General features: G+C 64.3%; 18 protein-coding genes. 10 read left to right on the top strand and 8 right to left on the bottom strand.

Annotated elements, in window-relative coordinates; translation table 11 throughout:
- Positions 1 to 56: 56 nt before the first annotated feature.
- Positions 57 to 464, top strand: coding sequence for a thiol-disulfide oxidoreductase DCC family protein (locus AB7531_RS01915; protein ID WP_063980347.1), 408 nt, complete (start codon positions 57 to 59; stop codon positions 462 to 464).
- A 12-nt stretch (positions 465 to 476) separates the two neighbouring features.
- On the opposite strand, the gene AB7531_RS01920 is transcribed toward AB7531_RS01915, so the two are convergent.
- From AB7531_RS01920 to AB7531_RS01930, 3 genes are all read right to left on the bottom strand, one after another.
- Positions 477 to 1,724 carry a flavin monoamine oxidase family protein gene (locus tag AB7531_RS01920; protein WP_063980348.1) on the bottom strand — a complete coding sequence of 416 codons (1,248 nt, stop codon included), beginning with the start codon at positions 1,722 to 1,724 and terminating at the stop codon, positions 477 to 479.
- A gap of 216 nt (positions 1,725 to 1,940) precedes the next feature.
- Positions 1,941 to 3,767 carry a translational GTPase TypA gene (gene typA / locus AB7531_RS01925; protein WP_063980349.1) on the bottom strand — a complete coding sequence of 609 codons (1,827 nt, stop codon included), beginning with the start codon at positions 3,765 to 3,767 and terminating at the stop codon, positions 1,941 to 1,943.
- Positions 3,768 to 4,056: 289 nt separating this feature from the next.
- Positions 4,057 to 4,833 carry a Crp/Fnr family transcriptional regulator gene (locus AB7531_RS01930; RefSeq protein ID WP_135213906.1) on the bottom strand — a complete coding sequence of 259 codons (777 nt, stop codon included), beginning with the start codon at positions 4,831 to 4,833 and terminating at the stop codon, positions 4,057 to 4,059.
- Positions 4,834 to 4,969: 136 nt separating this feature from the next.
- Here AB7531_RS01930 and AB7531_RS01935 point away from each other — a divergent pair, with 136 nt between their 5' ends.
- Entirely contained in the window at positions 4,970 to 5,404 is a 435-nt protein-coding gene (locus AB7531_RS01935; protein WP_231143759.1) for a response regulator, read from the top strand.
- A 24-nt stretch (positions 5,405 to 5,428) separates the two neighbouring features.
- On the opposite strand, the gene AB7531_RS01940 is transcribed toward AB7531_RS01935, so the two are convergent.
- Together AB7531_RS01940 and AB7531_RS01945 are read right to left on the bottom strand one after the other, a co-directional pair.
- Positions 5,429 to 6,970, bottom strand: a complete 1,542-nt coding sequence (locus AB7531_RS01940) for an alkaline phosphatase D family protein (RefSeq protein ID WP_063985982.1) — start codon at positions 6,968 to 6,970, stop codon at positions 5,429 to 5,431.
- 165 nt (positions 6,971 to 7,135) lie between these two features.
- The gene (locus AB7531_RS01945; RefSeq protein WP_084794917.1) at positions 7,136 to 8,581 is read right to left on the bottom strand and encodes a TAXI family TRAP transporter solute-binding subunit; all 1,446 of its coding nucleotides are present in this window, start codon (positions 8,579 to 8,581) and stop codon (positions 7,136 to 7,138) included.
- A gap of 151 nt (positions 8,582 to 8,732) precedes the next feature.
- Between AB7531_RS01945 and AB7531_RS01950 the strand changes: the two genes are divergently transcribed.
- Both AB7531_RS01950 and AB7531_RS01955 read left to right on the top strand, forming a co-directional pair.
- Entirely contained in the window at positions 8,733 to 9,035 is a 303-nt protein-coding gene (locus tag AB7531_RS01950) for a 4a-hydroxytetrahydrobiopterin dehydratase (RefSeq protein ID WP_028152804.1), read from the top strand.
- A 91-nt stretch (positions 9,036 to 9,126) separates the two neighbouring features.
- Positions 9,127 to 9,510: a YkvA family protein gene (locus AB7531_RS01955; RefSeq protein ID WP_063980352.1), complete on the top strand. Its 384-nt coding sequence runs from the start codon at positions 9,127 to 9,129 to the stop codon at positions 9,508 to 9,510.
- A 253-nt stretch (positions 9,511 to 9,763) separates the two neighbouring features.
- On the opposite strand, the gene AB7531_RS01960 is transcribed toward AB7531_RS01955, so the two are convergent.
- From AB7531_RS01960 to AB7531_RS01970, 3 genes are all read right to left on the bottom strand, one after another.
- On the bottom strand, positions 9,764 to 10,918 hold the full coding sequence (locus tag AB7531_RS01960) for a TAXI family TRAP transporter solute-binding subunit (protein ID WP_028152802.1): 1,155 nt from the start codon (positions 10,916 to 10,918) through the stop codon (positions 9,764 to 9,766).
- A gap of 18 nt (positions 10,919 to 10,936) precedes the next feature.
- Positions 10,937 to 11,797, bottom strand: coding sequence for a hypothetical protein (locus tag AB7531_RS01965; RefSeq protein ID WP_063985984.1), 861 nt, complete (start codon positions 11,795 to 11,797; stop codon positions 10,937 to 10,939).
- Positions 11,798 to 12,192: 395 nt separating this feature from the next.
- The gene (locus tag AB7531_RS01970; protein ID WP_014490699.1) at positions 12,193 to 13,167 is read right to left on the bottom strand and encodes an NADPH:quinone oxidoreductase family protein; all 975 of its coding nucleotides are present in this window, start codon (positions 13,165 to 13,167) and stop codon (positions 12,193 to 12,195) included.
- Between the two features lie 235 nt (positions 13,168 to 13,402).
- Here AB7531_RS01970 and AB7531_RS01975 point away from each other — a divergent pair, with 235 nt between their 5' ends.
- The 6 genes from AB7531_RS01975 (at position 13,403) to argG (ending at position 19,341) form a co-directional block, all read left to right on the top strand.
- Positions 13,403 to 14,242 (top strand): SDR family oxidoreductase, encoded by an 840-nt coding sequence (locus AB7531_RS01975; protein ID WP_063980354.1) that lies wholly within the window; start codon positions 13,403 to 13,405, stop codon positions 14,240 to 14,242.
- Between the two features lie 105 nt (positions 14,243 to 14,347).
- The gene (locus tag AB7531_RS01980) at positions 14,348 to 14,995 is read left to right on the top strand and encodes an invasion associated locus B family protein (protein WP_063980355.1); all 648 of its coding nucleotides are present in this window, start codon (positions 14,348 to 14,350) and stop codon (positions 14,993 to 14,995) included.
- A 217-nt stretch (positions 14,996 to 15,212) separates the two neighbouring features.
- A complete protein-coding gene (rlmN, locus tag AB7531_RS01985) occupies positions 15,213 to 16,415 on the top strand; it encodes a 23S rRNA (adenine(2503)-C(2))-methyltransferase RlmN (RefSeq protein ID WP_063980356.1) in 1,203 nt (400 codons plus the stop codon).
- A 169-nt stretch (positions 16,416 to 16,584) separates the two neighbouring features.
- Complete coding sequence (locus AB7531_RS01990) at positions 16,585 to 17,079, top strand: hypothetical protein (protein ID WP_063980357.1); 495 nt, start codon at positions 16,585 to 16,587, stop codon at positions 17,077 to 17,079.
- A 54-nt stretch (positions 17,080 to 17,133) separates the two neighbouring features.
- Positions 17,134 to 17,910 (top strand): phosphatase PAP2 family protein, encoded by a 777-nt coding sequence (locus AB7531_RS01995; RefSeq protein WP_063980358.1) that lies wholly within the window; start codon positions 17,134 to 17,136, stop codon positions 17,908 to 17,910.
- A 93-nt stretch (positions 17,911 to 18,003) separates the two neighbouring features.
- Positions 18,004 to 19,341, top strand: coding sequence for an argininosuccinate synthase (gene argG / locus AB7531_RS02000; RefSeq protein WP_063980359.1), 1,338 nt, complete (start codon positions 18,004 to 18,006; stop codon positions 19,339 to 19,341).
- The last annotated feature ends 70 nt before the right edge of the window (positions 19,342 to 19,411 follow it).

A 19,411-nucleotide genomic window follows, 5' to 3' on the forward strand; every position in this document is an offset into this window, starting at 1 on the left:
TTCACGCGAAGTGGATCCCGGTTCGCGCCCAGAAAACGCGTAAGATAGAGAGACTGATGAGCAAATGGCCCGATGATGACGTAATTCTGTTCGACGGCGTCTGCATCTTCTGCTCGCGCTGGGTCCGCTTCGTCGCCAAGCGCGACACGTCGAAGCGGTTTCGCTTCACGCCGATCCAGTCGGATTATGGGGCGCGGCTTGCCCGTACGTTTGGCATCGATCCTGACGATCCCGACACCAATGCCGTGGTTCATGACGGAGAGGTCTTTATGAAGTCCGACGCCGCGCTGATCGTGCTGTCGCATCTGCCGGGATGGCGTTGGGTGCGCGCGTTGTTCGCCGTGCCAAAACTGCTGCGAGACCCCGTGTACAGCCTCATCGCGCGCAATCGCTACCGCATCTTCGGCAAGTACGACGCCTGCTTCGTTCCCGATGCGGATTTGCGGGCGCGGGTGATTGAGTGACGTAGCCGGCGCTTACGGCTTGCCTGAAGCCGCCAGCACTTCCTTCGCCGCGCGCTCCCCGCTGTCCCTGGCGCCATGCGCCGTCGTGAAGAAGCTTGGCGACGTCGCTTCTCCCGCGAAGAACAGCCGCCCATCCACCGGCGCGGCCAGCACCGCGCGGTCTCCAGCGTGCCCTGGCAGTGCGTGTGAATACGATCCTCTCGCGAAGGGGTCGTGGGCCCAGCGCGACTCGTAGAGCGGCTTGAGCTTTCGCCTGATGTCGTTGCCGAGGAAGCCTGCGATCTCGTCGATGCTGTGCGCGGCAATGGCGCCGTCGCCGGCGTCTTCCAGCCCGCGGGCAAAGCTGCCGCCGAAAAAGCCTTCGATGCAGGGCTGTCCGAACGGGCGGATGTGATAGGTGCCCATCTCGGTGCGCATGGTGGCGCCGCGCAGATTGCCCTCTTTCGGAAAGGCTTCTGCATCGTCGAGCGCCAGCGTCACCTTGTCGTCGACGCCGAGCGGCAGGCCGGCTGCCGCATCGACCTTGGCGGGCAGCGGCGGTGAGAAGCGGATCGCCTCATCGGCGATCAGATTGGTCGGAACGGTGACGATCACCTTGTCGGCGGTCAGCGTACCCTGCGATGTCTCGATGCGGAGGCGCTGGCCGGAATGATCGATCAGCGTGACATTGCAGCCCAGGGCCACCGGGCAGGGGGCGCCATAGGCCGCGATCAGTGCGCCATAGCCACGGCGGACGCGCCAGTTGAGATCGCTGTCCTCGTAGGCGTCCCAATCCAGTGTCGACATGTCCTTCAGTTCGCAGCCGTTGATGTAGGTCGAGACGGCGTCGATCATGGGATTCCAGCGATTGCCCGGATCGAGGCTCAGGCTTGCGGGCTCGTCCTTGCCCTTTTGCGCGGCCTGCCACAGCCGCTCGTAGAATGCGTCCATCGCGCGCATGAAATCGTCGCGCTCGGTCTGCGGAAACGCGTTGCCGAAGGCGCGCTCGCGCCAGGGCGGCAGGTCCTTGTTGACCTCGAAGCCGAGCTGCTTGGCGATGTCGACGAAGGAATTCTTGTCGGCCGAGTGCAGCCAGCCGCAGCCGACGTCGAAGGTCACCTCAGGCGAGGCCTGCACGGTCCAGGCACGTCCGCCAATCCGGTCGCGCGCCTCCAGCACGATCATGGAGAGGCCGGAGCCATGCAGCGCATGCGCCGCGCCGAGGCCGGCTGCGCCGGCGCCGATGATCGCGACGTTGACGGAGGAGGGCAGGGAGGTCATCAGCGGGCTCTAGCACGTTCGCGAAGAGCGCTGAAGCCACCACAAAGTGAGGTGTCATCACCCGCCTTGTGCGCACGTTGTGCACTGGGGCGAGTGATCCATCTTCGTAGGGTGGGCAAAGGCGCTCTTGCGCCGTGCCCACCATTGTCGACCGGGATTTCAAGTGGTGGGCCCGCTACGCTTGGCCCACCCTACGGCACTACGGTATGGAGCGGCTTACGCCACCGCTTCCTTGGACTTTTCCGCGCGCTTGCGCTCGTTCGGGTCGAGGTGCTTCTTGCGCAGGCGGATCGACTTCGGCGTGACCTCGACGAGCTCGTCGTCCTCGATATAGGCGAGCGCCTTTTCCAGCGTCATGCGGATCGGCGGGGTCAGGCGCACCGCTTCGTCCTTGGACGTGGTGCGGATGTTGGTGAGCTGCTTGCCCTTGAGCACGTTGATCTCGAGATCGTTGTCGCGGGTGTGCTCGCCGACGATCATGCCCTTGTAGACCTTCCAGCCCGGCTCGATCATCATCGGGCCGCGGTCTTCCAGCTTGAACATGGCGTAGGCCACCGCTTCGCCCTGGTCGTTGGAGATCAAGACGCCGTTGCGGCGGCCCTGGATCTCGCCCTTGTACGGGGCGTAGCCGTGGAACAGGCGGTTCATGATCGCCGTGCCGCGGGTGTCGGTGAGCAGTTCGCCCTGATAACCGATCAGGCCGCGGGTCGGCGCGTAGAACACCAGGCGCAGGCGGTTGCCGCCGGACGGCTTCATCTCGACCAACTCGGACTTGCGCTCGCTCATCTTCTGCACGACGACGCCGGAATGCTCCTCGTCGACGTCGATCACGACTTCCTCGATCGGCTCCATGGTGGCGCCGGTCGCTTCGTCCTTCTGGTACACGACGCGCGGGCGCGACACCGAGAGCTCAAAACCTTCGCGGCGCATGGTCTCGATCAGGATCGCGAGCTGCAATTCGCCGCGGCCCGAGACTTCCATCGCGTCCTTGTCGGAGGCTTCGACGACGCGCAGCGCGACGTTGCCTTCGGCTTCACGCAGCAGACGGTCGCGGATCATGCGGCTCGTCACCTTGTCGCCTTCAGTGCCGGCGAGCGGGGAGTTGTTGACGATGAACGACATCGACACGGTCGGCGGATCGATCGGCTGCGCCGGCAGCGGCACCTCGACGGTCGGATCGCAGAAGGTGTCGGCGACGGTGCCCTTGGTCAGGCCGGCAATGGCGACGATGTCGCCGGCTTCGGCTTCATCGAGCGGCGTGCGCTCGAGACCGCGGAATGCCAGGATCTTGGTGATGCGCCCGGACTCGACCAGCTTGCCGTCGGCATGCAGCACCTTGACCTGCTGGTTCGGCTTGAGCACGCCGGACGAGATGCGGCCGGTGATGATGCGGCCGAGATAGGGGTTGGCTTCCAGGATGGTGCCGATCATCCTGAACGGACCTTCCTCGACCGTCGGCGGCGCGACGTGGCGCAGGATCAGGTCGAACAGCGGCTCCATACCCTTGTCCTGCGGACCCTCGGGGCTTTCAGCCATCCAGCCCTGCTTGGCCGACCCGTACAGGATCGGGAAGTCGAGCTGCTCCTCGCTGGCGTCGAGCGCCGCGAATAGGTCGAACACCTCGTTGATGACTTCGGTCGGGCGCGCGTCGGGGCGGTCGACCTTGTTGATGACGACGATCGGCTTCAGGCCGACCTTGAGCGCCTTGGAGACCACGAATTTGGTCTGCGGCAGCGGGCCTTCGGCGGCGTCGACCAGCACCAGGGCGCCGTCCACCATGTTTAGGATGCGCTCGACCTCACCACCGAAATCGGCGTGGCCGGGGGTGTCGACGATGTTGACGCGGGTGTCCTTCCACTGCACCGAGGCCGCCTTGGCCAGGATGGTGATGCCGCGCTCACGCTCCAGATCGTTGGAGTCCATGGCGCGATCCGTCACCTTCTGGTTCTCGCGGAACGTACCGGATTGCTGGAGGAGTTTGTCGACCAGGGTCGTCTTGCCGTGGTCGACGTGGGCGATGATGGCGACGTTACGAAGGTTCATGAGTGAGCTTCTTTGCGGTCGGACAATGGGTTAAGCGCGATCTCGCCGGTCGGACCGGGACCTCTTCTCGAAACAACGCTGGAAGACTGGAAACGGGCGCTTTCCGCCCAAAAAGGGCCGCCCGGTCATCTCGACCAGGCACCCTACGCGTTGCGGCGCAATATATGCAAAAACCGCCAAAAAACAATGTGTTCTTTGCTAGTTGGTTGACTGAATTTTGTCAGGGAATCTCCGGGGGTTAGGGTAAATTCAGCACCAAACCGGCCTTTGCTCGGGGACGGGGCCTCGATCAGCCCTGCGCCGAGCCGGGGCTGGTCTCCTCGGTCGGATAGACCCCGCGCAGCACTTCCTCGAAGTGCATCTTCACCGCGTCGTTGCACAGGCAGGCGCGCAGGCGCAAGCCGTCGAGATTGCGGACCAGGATCGCGCCGCGTCTTGTATCGAGCACGCCCTCGGCCTTGAACGACTGGAGCACGCGGCTCGCATAGCTGCGGCCGACCCCGAGCAGCGTCGCGAGTTGCTCATGCGTCAGCGGCACGCTGCTCTCGTCGCCGGTCCGCTCCATCGCCGCAATGATCCACTTGGCCGTACGCTGCTCGATGGAGTGGATGGCGTTACAGGCGGTGGACTGGAACATCTGCGCCAGCATGCAGTCGGCATAGCGGGCGAAGATGTTGCGCAGCGAGGCCGAGCGCATCTTGGCAGCGTCCAGCTTGGCGACGTGAATGCGCGCGAATGGTCCGCCGAATTTCACGCAGATGCGGGTATAGGCCGGCAAAAATCCCTCGCTGACGATGCCGCCCACTGCGCCTTCGCGGCCGACCAGGATGGTCTCGACGTCGCGGCCGTCCTCATTGGGAACGAGAAATGTCGCGAGCGACGGCCCACAGGGGAAGTGCACGACCTGGACATCGTCGCCGGGACTGTAGAGCAGCTCGTTGGCCCCGGCGGTGTCCAGGGTGACGTGCGGTGCCAGCAGCGCGTAGTCAGCCGGACTCAAGCGCCGCAGCAGATTGTTGGCCGGCCGGCTGCCGACTTCGGTTGTCTTGCTGATACGCGCGTCCATCGTAAATCCCCTGCTCTCCTTTCAACACTAGCGAGGTCCGATCATGGGCTATGTGCACAAGTGGACAGACGTGAAAACTGTTCTGTGGTGAGTTTCGTTCCGGGAACCCTCCGATGCGCTGGGCGCAGGCGTCGGGATGAGGCTGTCCTCGATCGGTAAGAACATGCAGCCCTCGATATCCACCATCATGATACCTGCTCCCCCGGACGGCTCGACCGGCATGCCCGCCGATGTTCTGATCGTTGAGGACGATCCGATCATTGCGATCGATTTCGAGGATCGCCTGCTCGGATTTGGCGTGAGGAGCGTGCGCACCGTGGGGTCGGTGGCGCAGGCGCTGGCGGCGATCGCAGCGCGCGCGCCGGATTTCGCGCTGCTCGACGTCGAGCTCGGCCGCGAGAAAAGCTTTGCCGTCGCCGACCGGCTGGCGGCTGCGCAAATTCCCTTCGTCTTCGTGACGGGCTACGGCGCCGAGGATCGGATCGCTCCCGAATTCAAGACGCGGCCGCGGCTGCAAAAGCCGTGTTCGAGCGAAGCGCTGGAGGCCGCGCTGCGCTCGGGCGGCTCCTGATCGCCCGTCGGCGTTCTCCCGGCTTCAGGCCAATTTCGGATCGAGCGTGGTCGACCACAGCGCGACGTCGGCGCGGTCGCGCAAGGTCACCGTCATCTGGCCGGATGCGCCGTCGATCTTGACGTGACCGAAGAACTGCATGCCTGCGGACGGCGGCAGGTTCTGGTTGTCCTTGCCCGGCGCTTTGACGAAGCGCACCTCTGGCCCAAAGGTGTTGTCGAGCGCGTTCGGACCGAAGGTGCCCGCATGCAGCGGGCCCGAGACGAATTCCCAGAACGGCTCGAACTCCTGGAATTGCGCCTTGTTCGGATCGTAATAATGCGCGGCGGCGTAGTGCACGTCCGCGGTCAGCCACACCGTGTTGTTGATCGGCGCCATCTTGATGAAGCGCAGGATGTCGGCGATCTCGAACTCGCGGCCGCGCACCGGGCCGTCGCCCTGCGCAATGGCTTCCGATCCGCCCTTCGGCGTGTCCGACACGACGAGACTGATAGGCATGTCGGAGGCGATCACTTTCCAGGTCGCACGCGAATTCAGAAGGCCGCGCTTGAGCCAGGCGACCTGGTCCGGGCCGAGAAAATAGCTCGCGGGCCCGTAAGCGGTTTCGAGATTGGCGCCGTTCGGGCCGCGATAGCTGCGCTCGTCGAGCACGAACACGTCGAGATGCGGGCCGTAGGAGATCTGGCGATAGACGCGGCCCGGCTCAACGATGCTCTCCCGCATCGGATACATCTCGTGAAAGGCGCGGCCGGCGCGGGCTGCCAGCAGGGAGATGTCGCGCACCTTGTAGGATGCCGGCAACTCCTTCGACAGCGACCAGTTGTTGGTCACTTCATGGTCGTCCCACTGCACGAAGATCGGCACTTCGGCATTGAAGGCGCGGACGTTGTCGTCGGTGAGATTGTATTTGTGTGCGGCGCGGTACTCGTCCAGCGTCTCCGCGACCTTGGCCTTTTCGGGGATGGTGACGTTCTTCCAGGTCTTGCCGTCGGTGAGCTTCACCTCGGATTCGATCGGACCGTCGGCATAGATCGTGTCGCCGGAATGCAGGAAGAAATCCGGGCGATGCTTGCGCATCGCGGAGAAAGTGAACATGCCGCCATCATCGGGATTGATGCCCCAGCCTTGCCCTGCGACGTCGCCGCCCCAGACGAAGCTGACGTCGCGACGGTCGGCCGGAGCGGTGCGGAAGCGGCCGACCACCGGCTCGCCCTCGATCGCGGTATGCGAGAGATCGCGAAAGCGGACGCGATAGAAGATGTCCTGTCCGCCCGGCAGGTTCTCGATCAGCATCTTCGCGGTGAAGTCGCTCTCCGGCAGTGCCGCGATCGGCGGCAGTGCGCGGACATCCTTGAAGGACTCGGTCGTGGCCACCTCGACCAGCATCTGCGATGGCCGGTCAGTGCGCGCCCAGACCACGCCACCGTCGACCGTGACGTCGCCGGACTGCACGCCATGCGTAACCGCCGGCCGGTCGGCCGCGCGCGAGAGATGGGGCATCGCGATCGCGCCGAGTGCGCCGGCGCTGGTGGTGAGGAAGCGGCGGCGGGAGAATTTGATGTTCATGGCGGCTTCGCTTTTTGTCTCGTGCGCATCTCGCGTCGTCATTCCGGGACGGTCCGAACGACCGGACCCGGAATCTCGAGATTCCGGACTCGCGCTGCGCGCGCTCCGGAATGACAGCGAAAGCTATACTGAGACAGTATGACGCAGCAATAACGCGGCAAGCGTTTACGCGTTGCCGGCGGCCCTGAATTGCGCGCCTGCGCGCTGCAGGCTTTGCGGCATGGCAAACAGCACGGCCTTGCGGTCGGCGACGGCGGCGTGGAACTGGTCGAGCACGATGTTGATGGCGGTGAGCCCGCCCTCTTCGATCGCGCCGTGATCGAAGCAGCGCAGCGTGTCGCGCAGGATTTCGTCAGCCTCGGTTTGCATCTGGTCGAGCTCGTCGGTCGTCTCGCTCTTGCGCGCCGCCGCGATCAGGTCGAACAGGCGGTCGCGCAAATGGCTGTTGTTGTCGCGCTCGTCCTTCTTCAGGTAGCCCGCGAACCAGGCGCCGATCGAGCCCATCGCCGAGAGCGCCATCAGGGTCCACCAGATGTAATCGCTGTATTTGTCGAGGAAGGTCTTTTCCTCGCCGTCGACGAAGGCGGCGGCGCCCGGATGCACGGGGATCACCGCATCCTTGTCGGTGTCGGGCGTCTCGATCTTCGCCGCCATCGGGAATTCCGCCACCAGTTGCTGGCGCACGGCGAAGAGCTGGCGCGTGAATGCCGCGATGGTGGTATCGGACACCCCTTTGCGCGCCACGATGTGGTGCGAGAAGCTGATGGTCTTGACCTCGTCATCGGGGCGATCGGGCGAGCCGCCATAGGTGCCGGCGGGAATCTCCGATGCTTCGTAGACGGGATGGTTTTGCGCGATCGCGTCCGCGGAATCGATCGCGAGGAAGGTCGGCGTGCCGCTGTCCTTGGCGGAAGCCGCGATCGCATCCGACGTGATCTTGCTGTTGACGGGGCCGGCTGCGAGATAGGCATCGGCCTTCTGGGCCTTGATCGCCTCGGCGGCTTCATTGGCCGGGAACTGTATGACCTCGACCTTGGCGGGATCGACGCCGTATTGCTGGAGGATCACCTTGAGCAAATTGACGTTGGCCTGGGTTCTGCCGATCACCCCGACGCGATGGCCGGCGAGCTGCGCGATCTTGGTGATCTTCGCGCCCTTCTTCTTGCCCTTGCCGGGCACGGTCCACAGCACCACGACGTTCTTGCGCAGGGTCGCGACGGCTTGCGCGTTCTTCGGCACGTCGACGTCGCCGCGCACGATGGCGAGATCGACCTTGTTTTCCGCGAGCGCATCGGCGCTGGCGGTGGCACCGTCGGTCTGGATCGGGCGTAGCCGCACAAAGCTCTTGTGCTGCGCGAAAGCCTGCGTCAGCGCCTGCACCACCTTGAGGTCGTCGCTATTGGCCGGACCGACCGCGATCTTCAACGTCACCGGCCGCATCGCGAAATAGTATCCGCCGACGAGCGCGCCGATGATCGCAAGCACCAGCGCCAGAGACACAAGCGCCGTCTTCCGCGCCGCTGATCGCGGCGAAGGCGGGGTGGGCGCTTCGGCCAGGTCCAATCCCCCGGTCATCGATCTCCCAAACAGGCGCTTGAGGCTCAGTTTCATCTTGGCCGGCGATTTACACCTGCAATCATAGCAAATTTCTTGTCCCGCGGGGTTACATCTCCGTCATGGTTAGCGGATGGACGAAATCCGGTCTGAACCAGGGCCATACGCACGGTGTTAGGGTAAAGTTCCCCTGAAAATGGAGGCGATCATGGCAGAGCGGCTGACGCCGGAAGCACGCAAGCAGGCACTGGGCGCCATACCGGGCTGGACCGAGGTTCAGGGCCGCGACGCCATCGGGAAGACCTTTGTCTTCAAGGATTTCAACGAGGCGTTCGGGTTCATGACCCGCGCGGCGCTGGTTGCCGAGAAAATGGATCACCACCCCGAATGGCGCAACGTCTACAAGACGGTGGAGGTGGTGCTGTCGACCCATGACGCCGGCGGCGTCACCAAGCTCGACATCGAGCTGGCCAGGACGATGAACACGATCGCCAAGCTGACAGCTACCTGACACCTTGCGAGGATCGGCTGCATCCCCATGTTGTGATCAGCAGGAGATGCGGCCATCTGCCGCCCCTGGCTGAATGGGGAGTTTGTCGAACATGGCTGCCGAACACAGCGTCGGCTTCGAGCCGGCCGATCGGCTCGCGGAGGATCATGAGAGCGTGCGCCGCGGTTTCTGGCGCAAGCTGAAGCGTGTCGCCGCGCAATTGCCGTTCGCGGAAGACCTGCTCGCGGCCTATTACTGTGCGTTCGACCGGCAGACGCCGCGCCATGTCCAGGCGTCGCTGCTCGGAGCGATCGCCTATTTCATCCTGCCGTTCGATTTCGTCCCCGACGTGATGCCGATCCTCGGCTTCACCGATGACGCCGCCGTGCTCGCCACCGCCATCCGCATGGTCGCCAGCCACATCACGACGGAGCACCGCGAAGCCGCCCGCGCCGTGCTGAAGCGTGGGGTGGATGGTGCGGAGGCGGCGCAGTAGGCGTTGTTGGCTACACGCCGTAGCCACGCCCACCGCTGTCATTCCCCGCGACCCGGCCACGCCAAGGCTTCGCCGGGGTTGCGGTCCAGGGCAGCCGAAGCTTTAGCGTAGGTGGCAGGCGGGGAATCCGGTAGGCCGCGGCCTCTCGATTCAATCACTGACGTCACGGAGTACTGGATCGCCCGGTCAAGCCGGGCGATGACAGCGAGTGTGTGGGTGCCGCTTGCGACACCATCGGCCGCAATGCCGCTCGTTACTTCTTCTCCGCCCGCGCGTTCCCCGCGTCCCACGCCTGGAATTGCTTGAACAGCGCTTCCCTGTCTGCGTCGGACACCTTCTGGGCCGCGGGGTTCTGCTTGAGGAACGCCTCGAAGCGCTCCCGGGTCACCGGTTCGACGCCGTGCTTGTCGAGCCATTGCTGCGCCACCGGCAATCTGTTCCAGCCCGTCAGAGGTGCCGGGAGCGAGACTTCCTTCCACTTGGGATGGAAAGGCGGGTTCTGCAGGGTCGGGAATTTCGTGAAGAACGCATCCACGAACAGCGCAAGCTTACGGTAACGGTCGGTGTTGGGCGCCCAGTTGTAGGCCGCGAGCACCGCCGGCACCGCGATGGTGTCCACGTTCTCGCCTTCCTTGATCAGGTTCGGATAGTCTTTGGCGGTCAGCGTCGCCGGCAGATAGTCGCTCTGGAGCGGCTTTGCATAGTCGACCCCCGCGAGGTGGAAGCGGCCGTCATTGCTGAAGGTCGACACTGACTTGTACGGCTTGCCGCCGACCACGATGACGGCGTCGATCTCGCCGGCTTTCAGCTTCTCCATCGCGATGCGCTGCTCGACATAGACGAAGTTCGCCTTGATCCCGAGCCGTTCGAACACCGTCAGCGCGGTGACGAAGGTCCCGCCATTGGGCAGATCGACGCTGACCTTCTTGCCCTCGAGATCCTTCAGCGTCGCGACCGATTTCGGCGCGATCACCTGCATCTCTTCATTGTAGAGCTTGGTCACATAGGTGAACTGCTTCTTGATGTCCTTGGCAAAGCCCTTGCGCTCGAGATAGTCGAGCGTGTCCGCCCGCACGATGCCGAGATCGACGCCTTGCAGGAACAGAATGTCGGCGACGCTCTGCACCGAGCCGCGGCCGACGATCGGTAGCACGCGGATCTTGTTGCCGTCGTCGAGCACGGAGGCGAGGTCGGCGCCGAACTGCACGTAGGTGCCGCCGATCGTGCCGGTGATCAGCGTGACCGTATTGGCGTTCAGCGACTGCTTGGTCGAGGTCGAGCCGAACTGGAAGATGGCCTTCAGGCCGTCCGAGACCTTGGCCGGATCGTACTCGGTCTGCTCGGCGCGTGCCGCGAAGGCGCAAATCGTCATGATGGCGGCAACCGCCATTCCCAAAGCGTTACGCATAATACCCTCTGAAAAGTTCTAGTTCTGAAGCTGAGCGAGGCGCTGCCGCGCCTCCGCCGATCCGAGTGCCGCGGCCTTCTGGTACCAGTCACGCGCGACGGTCGCGTCGCCGGCGATGCTCCGCGCGTCGCTGGTGCCCAGCACGGCCGGGTCATAGGTCTGCGCCAGCAGAAACGCGGCCGTTGCATCCTGTGCATTGGCCGCGCGCTCGAGCAGCAGGCGGGCTGCAACAATATCGCCGATCCTCAACAGGCTCTTCGCGCGTGTCATCAGCCCGGCCAGCGTGTCGGCATCGAGCGTCTTGGCTAGCGTCTTGGCGGGCGGAGTGGGCGCCGGCGGCGCCGCGACGGGTGCGGGCGCAGGTATGGGTGCCTGGGCTTGCAGCGCCGTCTGATAGGCGGTCGCGATCGCTTCGCGGCTCGGCGTTGACGGTGCAGGGGGAACCTGCGTGTCGGCGCTCGCCAGCGTCGTGTTGGTCGCGCGGTCCGAATCCTTCAGCGAGCTCTGCGTCATGGCCGGCGTGTTGGCCGACGCCATGGCTTGCTCCGGCGCGATGCCCATCCAGCTAACGGCATTGGCGGGGAAGAGGCCGCGAAAGTCGGACTGATACAGTGTGACCAGAATTGCCAGGGTGGATGCCGTCAGAACGGCCGCGAGAACGCGCGGGACAATTCTGGAGCGCACCTCAATGGGCGCATATTCGCCTGGGTCCGGCGCACCGAGCGGATCGGACAGGAAGAGTGGAATTGGATCGTCCTGCGAAAGATCGGCCCGCGCGGCGCGCGCACGGATAAAGGACGCGGTCGGCGGATGTGATGTGGCTCGATCGGAGTCGAACGCCTTCGACTCCTTCGACGGGCGATGTGCCGTCGTCTCCATGGTCATGCTCCCCATTACCAACGCAACGCAGGGGCAATTCGGCTTAAGTCTTCTTGCTTTTGTCCAAAGTGTCCCGCAAATGGAACCGGTAAAACGCAGTTGGAATCAGCCCAAAAAACGACGACGGTTTGCGCGAATTAGGAAATATTTGGGTTTGATTGAGGCGGAGCGGAGGAATGCACCACGATTTTGGCGGTGATGGTTGAGGAAGGTTTTCCTAGACTCCGCTGACTTTGACCCCGGGGCATCCAGTGGGCCGCGGCGTCTCGGCTGAAATCTCTGGCGTCTCTGAAATCTGGACCGCCCGCCTCAGTACGCAATTGCGCAGAAGGCGGGCGACGACGGTCGCATATGTGGCGAGTGCGTGTGGCAGGCAAGCGCTGCGGCTCACACCATCACGGATGCAGGATCACCTTGCCCATGGCCTGGCGTCCCGCCAGAACCTTCAGTGCGTCGGCGGTTTGTGCCAGCGGGAAGGTGCGGTCGACATGCGAGGAAATCTTTCCTTCCGCGGTCCACTTCACGAGCTTCTCGAGATTGGCGCGGTTCTTGGCCGGGTTGAGCCGGGTCCATGCACCCCAGAACACGCCGCGGATGTCGCAGCCCTTCAGTAGCGCGAGGTTCAGCGGCATCTTCGGAATGTCGCCGGCGGCAAAACCGATCACCAGGAAGCGGCCTTCCCAGGCGATCGAGCGCAGTGCCTGCTCGGCATAGGCGCCACCAACCGGATCGAAGATGATGTCGACGCCCTTGCCGCCGGTGAGCTTGCGCAGGCCCTCTTTCAAATCTTCCTTGCCGTAGTTGAGCGTCAGCTCGGCGCCATGCGCTTTCGCGAATTCGAGCTTCTCGTCCGACGAGGCACAGGCGATCACCTTCAGGCCCATCAGCTTGCCGAGCTCGCAGGCAGCCAAGCCGGTGCCGCCGGCTGCTCCCAGCACCGCGAGCGTCTCGCCCGGCTTCGGGCTCGCGCGGTCTTCCAGCGCATGCAGCGCGGTGCCGTAGATGATGATGATGCCGGCCGCGCGGTCATAGTCGAGATTGTCGGGAATCTTCACGATCGATGCCGCCGGCAGCGCGATCTTTTCGCGCGCGCCGTTGTGGCCGCAGGACGCAACGACGCGATCGCCGACCTTCAGATCAGTCACGCCGGGACCGATGCTCTCGATCACGCCGGCGACTTCGGCGGCGGGCGAGAACGGGAACGGCGGCTTGATCTGGTACTTGCCCTGAATCATCAGGATGTCGAAGAAGTTCAGCGCCGCCGCCTTGATCGCGATCACCGCTTCGCCGGGACCTGCCACCGGATCCGGCACGTCGGCAAGCACGAGATCATCGGGCTGGCAATATTGCGAGCAGAGGATGGCTTTCATGGCGGCACCTTCTTGAGAATACTGGGCGTTTCGAGGCGGAATTATAGTTGGTCCGTTTCTGCCGGATTTAGTGCGGTCCGACAATCCGGTTTCTTTGTCTAGCGCAGCGTGAAGGCCTATCCTCGCGTCATTGCGAGCGCAGCGACGCAATCCAGAATCCGTCCTGCGGAAATAGTCTGGATTGCTTCGCTGCGCTCGCAATGACGAAGTAAGAAGAAAAAGAAGGATTCAAACGATGTTTGAAACGGGTCTGCTCAGGGATAAGCGCATCCTCGTCACCGGCGGCGGCTCCGGCCTTGGCGCCGCGATGGGACGTCGCTTTCTCGCGCTTGGCGCCGAGCTCGTGATCTGCGGCCGCAAGCTCGACCGGCTGGAAGCGACGGCGAGCGAGATGCGCGCGCAGACCGGCGGCAAGGTCACCACGATCGCCTGCGATGTCCGTGACGGTGGCGCCGTCGAGAGCATGATGGACGCGATCTGGCGCGAGGCGCCACTCGATATTCTCGTCAACAACGCTGCCGCAACCTTCATCGCGCAGAGCGAGCATCTGTCGTTTCGCGCCGCGGACGCGATCCTCGCGCCGACGCTGCATGGCGCGATGTATTGCACGCTCGCCGCCGGCAAGCGCTGGATCGACGGCAAGCATGGCGGTGTCGTGCTCTCGATCCTCTCGACCTCGACCATCACCGGCCGCGCCTTCACGGTTCCCTCGGCGATGGCGAAGTCGGCGGTGCTGGCGATGACCAGGAGTCTCGCGGTCGAGTGGGGCCCGAAGGGCATCCGTACCGTCGCGATCGCCCCGGGCCCGTTCCCGACCGCTGGCGCCTCGGGGCAGCTCCGTCCTGAGGGCCGCGACGAAGGCTGGACCGCCCGGAACCCGATGGGGCGTACCGGCGAGCACAGTGAGCTCGCCGACCTCGCCAGCTTCCTGGTCTCGGACCGTGCCGGTTACATCAATGGCGAGATGGTCGTGATCGACGGTGGCGCGCATTTGCGCAGCTCGGGCGCCGAGGATTTGTTGCGCTGGACCGACGCGCAATGGGCCGAGCAGCGGGCTGCGCGATCCAAAGGCTAAGCCGCTAACTGCCTTCCCAAATTGGACTTTCCCGGTTATCCCTGCCGGGGGACAAAGCGCGGCCGGGCCATCTTCCAGTCACAATATTGAGGGAACCACTCCAGCATGTGGCGGGTGCTGATTTTAGCCTTGATGACGGGCGTTATGGCCGTGGGAATCACCGATTCCGCGCGGGCGCAGACGGCGCAACCGGCGCCCAAAGCCGCGCCAAAGGCGGCTGCACCGGCGGCCAATCCGGCTGCAAAGACAGTAGCAAAGCCCGAGAGCAAGCCGGTGGCTCCAGCCACCGCAGTTGCGGGCGGCGCGGAGCCGACCCTGATCGGCCAGTTCGGCACCTGGGGCGCCTATTCGGCCACACCGAACGGCAAGAAGGTCTGCTTCGCGCTGGCCAAGCCGTCGTCGTCGAAGACCAACCCGCCGAACCGCCCGCGCGATCCCGCCTATGCCTTCGTTTCGACCCGGCCGGCGGAAAAGGTGAACAACGAAGTCTCGGTCATGATCGGCTATGCGCTGAAGCCGGGCTCGGAATCCTCGGTCGAGGTCGGCGGCGCCGCTTTCGCGATGTACACGCAGGGCGACGGCCTCTGGATCAAGAACGCGGCCGAGGAAGAGCGGATGGTCGAGGCCATGCGCAAATCCGCCGATCTTGTGGTCAAGGGCGTCTCGGCCAAGGGAACGGAGACAACCGATACCTTCTCGTTGAAGGGCCTCGCCCAGGCGCTGGACCGGATTTCCCAGGATTGCAGGCGGTAAACCAGCCGCGTTAAGGCTGCGGTCGGTATCACGGTCGCAATCGGCGGTTCCGGTTGCTATATTGGGGTATCCCAAAGGTGCAGCCGACATGGCCGGGCTAAAGCGCGAAGCGCGTCTTCGCACCAGATGTCCCGGCCATCCACGCGCTAGCAACGGGCGGAATAGAACGTGGATGCCCGGGACAAGCCCGGGCATGACGAGAGATATCAGGCAACCAATGCAACCGACGACCGAGCCGCACAACGCAATACTGGTGGAGAAGACTCCGCTCGAAACCTATGTGCCGCCGGCCAGGCCCTCGCTGATCGGCCTGTCGCGCAGCGAGCTTGCCGACCGCCTCGGCGAGATCGGCGTCGCGCCCGCGCAGCGCAAGATGCGCGTCCAGCAGCTGTGGCACTGGCTCTATTTCCGCGGCGCCCAAAGCTTCGACGATATGACGTCGATCTCGAAGGGCATTCGCGGCGAGCTCGCGCAGCACTTCACCGTCGACCGTCCCGAAGTCGTGGCCGAGCAGATCTCGAACGACGGCACCCGCAAATGGCTGCTGCGGCTGCCGAGCGGCGACAACGTCGAGCGCGCGCATGAAGTCGAGTGCGTCTACATTCCCGAGACCGATCGCGGCACGCTTTGCGTCTCCTCCCAGGTCGGCTGCACGCTGAACTGCTCCTTCTGTCACACCGGCACGCAGCGGCTGGTGCGCAATCTCACCGCCGGCGAGATCGTCGGACAGGTGATGGTCGCACGCGACCGCCTCAATGACTGGGCCGATCGCGAAGACGGCACGCGCCGCGTCACCAACATCGTGATGATGGGCATGGGCGAGCCGCTCTACAATTTCGACGCGGTGCGCGATGCGTTGCTGATCGTCGGCGACAATGAAGGCATCGGCATCTCCCGTCGCCGCATCACGCTGTCGACCTCGGGCGTGGTGCCGAACATCGTGCGCGCGGGCGACGAGATCGGCGTCATGCTCGCGATCTCGCTGCATGCGGTGCGCGACGAGCTGCGCAACGAGCTGGTGCCGCTCAACCGCAAATATCCGATCAAGGAGCTACTGCAGGCCTGCCGCGACTATCCCGGCGCCTCGAACGCACGCCGCATCACCTTCGAATATGTGATGCTCAAGGGCGTCAACGATTCGCTCGACGATGCGAAGCTGCTGGTGAAGCTGCTCAAGGGCATTCACGCCAAGATCAACCTGATCCCTTTCAATCCCTGGCCCGGCACGGCCTATGAATGCTCGGACTGGGACCAGATCGAGAAATTCTCCGAATACATTTTTAATGCCGGCTATTCTTCGCCGGTGCGCACCCCGCGCGGCCGCGACATCCTCGCCGCCTGCGGCCAGCTCAAGTCGGAGACCGAGAAGCTCTCGGCCCGCGAACGTCAGGCGCTCCGCGCCATGGCGATGACGGATTGATAGTTCATGCCTTCGCTCTCGCATCCTCGTCATTGCGAGCGCAGCGAAGCAATCCAGAATCTTTCCGTTGAGACAGTCTGGATTGCTTCGTCGTGGAGCCTGTCATCCGGCCCGCCGAAGGCGGGACCGGGTGGCTCCTCGCAATGACGGCGGAATTGGCATTTCTGTCATGTCCCTGATCGGCCGCCTCATCGTCATCTTCATCGGCTTCCTCGCCGCCTGCTTCGTCGGCGGCATGATCGTCGTCGTCGCGCTGTTGTTTCCGGAGTTTGCCGATCTCGGCGCCGGTCCGGTCGACCAGGGCGCGATCGACATTCTGCTCGGCTTCGGCTTCATCTTCGTCTCGGGCTTTGCGCTGGTTCCGGCGGCGGTGATCGTCGCGATCACCGAAGCGCTCTATATCCGCAGCGCGCTCGCTTATGCCGTGGGTGGCGGCGTAGTTGGCCTAGCCTGCTATCTCGGCCTCATCCCCTTCCACTCCGATACACTCCAGTTCGAAGGCATCGTGCGGCGGCATCTGGAGATCATGACAGGCGCGGGCATCGTCTCCGGCGTGGTCTACTGGCTGATTGCCGGCCGCAATGCCGGCGCCTGGCGCAATCCGCCGCCCCCGCACAAGCCGCCTCCGCCGCTGCCGTCGAATTCGCGGCCGGATGCGCGATGAGTCGCGCCGCTTCCGGGGTTTTCATCTCCTCCCCACTCCGCTAAACCGCGCGCCATGAACCGGACTGGACTCTTCATCGCCCTGGCGCTGTGGCTTGTGATCGGCGTCGTTTTCGGCCTCTATCCCGAGCTCGATCTCAAGCTCGCCGCGCTGTTCTTCGACCCCGAGACGAAGACGTTTCCGCTCAAGCTGAATGAGTGGGCGGGCGTCGCGCGCGACGCCGCCATGTGGGTCGCCTGGGCATTCGTGCTGCCGCCGCTGGTCGCGCTTGTGGTCAAGATGATCCGACCCGACCGGCCGCTGATGGTATCGGGGCGCGCGATCGTATTCCTGCTGGTCACCATCATCATGTCGGCAGGCATCCTCACCAATCTCACCTTCAAGACCTATTGGGGACGGCCGCGTCCGGTGGTGGTGACTGAGTTTGCCGGCGACCAGCAATTCGTGCCGTGGTGGGATCCGCGCGGCGATTGCGCGCGCAACTGCTCGTTCTTCTCGGGCGAGGGCGCGACCGCGTTCTGGACGCTGGCGCCGGCTGCGCTGGCGCCGCCGGCATGGCGGCCGCTCGCCTATGCCGGTGCGGTTATGTTCGGCATGGTCACCAGCGGGCTGCGGATGGCCTTCGGCGGCCACTTCTTCACGGACGTCTCGATCGCCGGCCTCGTCACCTTCGTCGTGATCTGGTTCGCCTACGCGCTGATTTACCGCTGGCCGCGGACCCGGTTCTCGGACGAGGCGGTCGATGCCGCCCTGACCCGGCTGAACATGCCCGCCTACCGGCTCCGCCAGCGCCTGTTCGGCCGCAAGACAGGCCCCGAGCCGTCGATTTGAGCCATTAAATGCGTGCCGAGGCGCGCGAAATTTGATATTCGCGCGGTCAACCCACGAACGCCATCCGCCCCTTGAGACCCGATTGGAAGCCCCATGACCACGATCCTGAAAAGCCTGCCCAAGGGTGAGAAAGTCGGCATCGCTTTTTCGGGCGGTCTCGATACCAGCGCGGCGCTGCTCTGGATGAAGCAGAAGGGCGCGCGCTGCTACGCCTACACGGCCAATCTCGGCCAGCCCGATGAAGCCGACTACAACGAGATCCCGCGCAAGGCCGAGGCGTTCGGCGCCGAGAAGGCGGTGCTCGTCGATTGCCGCACGCAGCTCGTCCACGAGGGCATCGCCGCGATCCAGTCGGGCGCCTTCCACATCTCGACCGGCGGCATCACCTATTTCAACACTACGCCGCTCGGGCGCGCCGTCACCGGCACGATGCTGGTCGCGGCGATGAAGGAAGACGGCGTCAACATCTGGGGCGACGGCTCGACCTTCAAGGGCAACGACATCGAGCGTTTCTATCGCTACGGCCTGCTGACCAATCCATCCTTGCGCATCTACAAGCCCTGGCTCGACCAGCAGTTCATCGACGAGCTCGGCGGCCGCGCCGAAATGTCGGCGTTCATGACCGCGCAGGGCTTTGCCTACAAGATGAGCGCGGAGAAGGCGTACTCGACCGACAGCAACCTGCTCGGCGCCACGCACGAAGCGAAGGATCTCGAAAGCCTCGACAGCGGCATCAAGATCGTCAACCCCATCATGGGCGTGCCGTTCTGGCGTGACGACTGCAACGTCAAGGCCGAGAAGGTCGTGGTGCGTTTCGAGGAAGGCCAGCCCACGGCGCTGAACGGCCAGACCTTCAGCGACCCCGTCGCGTTGTTCCTCGAAGCCAATGCGATCGGCGGCCGCCACGGACTCGGCATGAGCGACCAGATCGAGAACCGCATCATCGAGGCGAAGAGCCGCGGCATCTACGAGGCGCCCGGCATGGCGCTGCTGCACATCGCCTATGAGCGCCTCGTCACCGGCATCCACAACGAGGACACCATCGAGCAGTACCGCATCAGCGGCATGCGCTTGGGACGCCTGCTGTATCAGGGTCGCTGGTTCGATTCGCAGGCCCTGATGCTGCGCGAGACCGCGCAGCGCTGGGTCGCACGCGCCGTCACCGGCGAGGTGACGCTGGAGCTGCGCCGCGGCAACGACTATTCGATCCTCAACACCGAGAGCCCGAACCTCACTTATGCGCCGGAACGGCTCAGCATGGAGAAGGTCGAAGACGCCGCATTCACGCCGGCCGATCGCATCGGCCAGCTCACCATGCGCAACCTCGACATCGCTGACACGCGCACCAAGCTGAAGCTCTACACGGATACCGGCCTGCTGTCGGGCAGCGAAGGCTCGCAGATCTTCAAGCTCGAGAGCGACAAGGGTTGATCTTGTAGCCCGGATGGAGCGAAGCGAAATCCGGGGCCTCTCGTCCAGCCGCTAGATTCCCGGATTGCGC

Origin of the sequence: Bradyrhizobium sp. 63_E2_N1_3, assembly GCF_052076005.1 — a bacterium.
Taxonomy (GTDB): Bacteria; Pseudomonadota; Alphaproteobacteria; order Rhizobiales; family Xanthobacteraceae; genus Bradyrhizobium; species Bradyrhizobium barranii.